The sequence below is a fragment of the Dietzia sp. DQ11-38-2 genome, from assembly GCF_014145055.1.
Lineage (GTDB): Bacteria > Actinomycetota > Actinomycetes > Mycobacteriales > Mycobacteriaceae > Dietzia.
This window is the reverse complement of sequence record NZ_JAALDW010000171.1, coordinates 2722-5933: the sequence shown is the minus strand read 5'-3', so window position 1 is coordinate 5933 and position 3212 is coordinate 2722. Positions and strand designations below refer to the sequence as shown.

Genomic DNA, 3212 nt, shown 5'->3' with positions numbered 1-3212 from the left:
GCGCGGTCGGGGGTTGCGCGGGGTGTTCGACGTCCCGTCGACGGGGCCCACGTCATTGCCGATCCCCCTCCGCGGGGAGCATCCCGCGCCCGCCGAGGCGCCGCCGTCGCTGAACGCTTCCGAGGCCGGTGCCCGCCCCGCGGAGACCTCCGTCCCGCAGCAGCAGGAGGGAGCCGAGGCCTACGGGGCCGCGCCGGGCTCGATCTCCGCTCCGGGTGAACCGCTCTCGGCGTCGTCGTCGACACATCGGGATTCGTCTGCCCGCGGGACCGAGACGCAGACCATCGTCCACCTGGTCCGCCACGGGGAGGTCCACAACCCCGACGGGGTGCTGTATGGCCGCCTGCCGGGTTTCCGGCTCTCCGAGCTGGGGCGGAGTCAGGCCGAGACCGTGGCCCGCACCCTCGGGCAGGGGCACGACATCGTGTCGGTCGTCGCCTCGCCGCTGCAGCGCGCCCAGGAGACCGCCGCCCCACTGGCCGAGGCGTTGGGCCTTCCGGTGGGGATCGACGCGGACATCATCGAGGCCGACAACCGCTTCGAGGGCAACAAGGTCGGCGGCCGGGATGGTGCCCTGCGCAACCCTCGGTACTGGCCGATCCTGGTCAATCCGCTGCGGCCCTCGTGGGGTGAGCCGTACCTGCAGATCGCGCATCGGATGATCGGGGCCGTGTACTCCACGCTCGACTCCGCCCGCGGACACGAGGCGGTCCTGGTGAGCCACCAGCTGCCGGTGTACACCACGCGGAGGTTCCTCGAGGGCCGTCGACTGTGGCATGACCCCCGTTCGCGGCAGTGTTCTCTGGCCTCGATCACCTCCCTGGTCTTCGAGGGGACCACGCTGCGCGAGATCGTCTACTCCGAGCCGGCGGGTGCGTCTGACCCGTCGCAGACGGGAGCCTGATCCATGCGACACCCCAAGGCCGCACTCGGCGCCCTGCTCCTGGCGGGCGCCCTCGTCACCGGTGCTTGCGCGACCAGCACGGACGCGGTGGTGACGGGCCCGGAGACGTTCGAGTTCGTCAGCCCGGACGGCCAGCTGGAGATCCACTACGATCCCCCGTCCGAGCGCAGACCCGTCGCCACGCTCACCGGTCCGGACCTGTTGGACCCGGATCGCACGCTCAACGTCCAGGAGGACTTCGAGGGGCAGGTCGTGATTCTGAACCTGTGGGGCCAGTGGTGCGGCCCGTGTCGCGCCGAGTCCGACGACCTGCAGCGGCTGCAGGACGAGTTCGAGCCCCAGGGCGCGACCGTGTTCGGTATCAACCTCCGCGATCCCAACCGCCAGAAGCCCGTCGACTTCGTCGAGGACAACGGCATCACGTTCCCGTCCATCTGGGATCCCAGTAACGCCGCTGTGGCCGCACTGCGTGGGTTCCCGACGTCCGTGGTGCCGGCCACGATCATCTTGGACAAGCAGCACCGGGTGGCGGCGGTGTACCTGGCCGAGATCACCGATGACAAGCTGCGGGACACCGTGTCGGCGATCCTCGCCGAGGAGGTCGAGCCGGTGTGACCCCGGAGACGATCCTGCTCGCGCAGAGCGTGGGGGAGACCTTCCAGCAGACCGTGGCCAGCGGCCCGATCCTGTTGGCGCTGGGCGCGTGTGTCCTGGCAGGGCTCGTGTCCTTCGCCTCGCCGTGTGTGATCCCACTGGTGCCCGGGTACGTCGCGTACCTGGCGAGTGTCGTGGGGGCCGAGCGTCCCCCGGTCACCGTGGCCGCAGCCGAGCGTCAGCGGGCCGCGACGGCGACGATGACCGTGGACGAACGCCGCACCCGCCGCGCCTCCCGCATGCGCGTGGTGGCGGCGTCGCTGCTCTTCGTGGGCGGGTTCACCGTGGTGTTTGTGGCGCTCAGCGCCATGGTGTTGGGCACCGTGCAGTACCTGGCACCGCAGCAGGAGCTGCTGCAGCGTCTCGGTGGTGTGGTGACGATTCTCATGGGCCTGGTCTTCATCGGCCTCGTGCCGACCCTGCAGCGGGACACGCGCATGCAGCCCAAGTCTCTCTCGACGTGGGTCGGCGCACCGATGTTGGGTGCCGTCTTCGCGCTGGGCTGGACGCCGTGTCTGGGGCCGACCCTGGCGGCGGCGTTGTCCGTGGCCGCGGGGACGGGTGTCGACGCAGCGCGCGGCGTCGTGCTGATCGTGGCCTACTGCCTGGGTCTCGGTCTGCCGTTCGTGTTGGTGGCCTTCGGCTCGACCTGGGCGATGCGTACCGTCGGCTGGCTCCAGAGGCACACCCGCGCCATCCAGGTGTTCGGTGGCGTGATGCTCATCATCGTGGGCCTGCTGCTGCTCTCCGGCGCGTGGGCCCTGTTCATCGACTGGCTCCGCGACTTCGCCATCTCGGATACGACCCTGCCCATCTAGACGGCGACTGACCGTCCCCGGGGTCACGCGGCCTTCGCCCTCTCCCCATCAGCGGCGGCGCCGAACCGTCGGCGGATGCCGTCGTCGAGGTCTCGGAGCAGCGCGAACGGCAGAATCGGCGCTTCGAGGGGTGCCAGCGGCTGCTGTCCCGCCTTGGCCGGTGGTGGTGCCGCGACACGTGGTGTGCCGGAGGGTGGGATCCATCGGACTCCCTGAGGCGCGGTGCGGTCGGGGATCGTCCTCCAGCCGGTCGCGTGGATCATGGCGTGGCAGTCGCCGCTGGCCAGGGCGAGTTGGTCGATGTTCGTCAGCCCGCCGGCTGACCAGGGCGCTGCGCTGTGGTGTGCTTCGCAGTGTCTGGCGTCCTGGTCGCAGTCCGGGTGGGTGCACCCTCCGTATGCGGCGAACAGGGCGAGCCGTTGATAGCGGGAGGCGGTTCTGCGGCTGCGGTAGAGCTTGAGGTCCATCTCCTGGTCGCACAGAGCCAGGAACCAGTGGTTGCCGCGCGCCATGGACAGGGCCTGCAGCACCGGGATGCGGATGCCGCCGTCGCTCTGCCCGCAGCCGGCCAGTGTGGTGGGTTGGTCGAGGTCGACGCGCACGACGATCGCCGCGGGCGCCCCGGTCCGGCGGGCGTCGGCGGACAGGGCCAGCTGCAGCGCGTGAACCATCGCGTCATGCATCCGCTGGCCGTCACTGCGGGTGTCCGGTGCATCGGGGTCGGGCCACAGCCGGCCGGGTTGGCCCCAGCGGGCGTGGACCTCGCGCATGAGAGCCGCCAGCTGCGGGTCCATGGTCATGCTCGCGGTGGCCATGAGGTCCAGTCCCTGGCCTCC

At 70.7% G+C, this 3212-nt stretch carries 4 protein-coding genes; 3 read left to right on the top strand and 1 reads right to left on the bottom strand.

Annotated features, from left to right (window positions below):
• Positions 1-283: 283 nt before the first annotated feature.
• The 3 genes from G6026_RS06605 to G6026_RS06595 are packed head-to-tail and all read left to right on the top strand — an operon-like array spanning position 284 to position 2376.
• Entirely contained in the window at positions 284-904 is a 621-nt protein-coding gene (locus G6026_RS06605; protein WP_182612683.1) for a histidine phosphatase family protein, read from the top strand.
• A gap of 3 nt (positions 905-907) precedes the next feature.
• Positions 908-1519, top strand: coding sequence for a TlpA disulfide reductase family protein (locus G6026_RS06600; protein WP_182612681.1), 612 nt, complete (start codon positions 908-910; stop codon positions 1517-1519).
• On the top strand, positions 1516-2376 hold the full coding sequence (locus G6026_RS06595) for a cytochrome c biogenesis CcdA family protein (RefSeq protein WP_182612678.1): 861 nt from the start codon (positions 1516-1518) through the stop codon (positions 2374-2376). The genes G6026_RS06600 and G6026_RS06595 overlap by 4 nt, the downstream gene beginning before the upstream one ends.
• A gap of 23 nt (positions 2377-2399) precedes the next feature.
• Here G6026_RS06595 and G6026_RS17180 read toward each other — a convergent pair.
• The coding region (locus G6026_RS17180) for an HNH endonuclease signature motif containing protein (protein WP_241727967.1) at positions 2400-3212 on the bottom strand (813 nt) is incomplete at its 5' end.

Coding starts and splice junctions, on each gene's coding strand:
- G6026_RS06600 (WP_182612681.1), top strand. CDS start 908: ATGCGACACCCCAAGGCCGCACTCGGCGCCCTGCTCCTGGCGGGCGCC.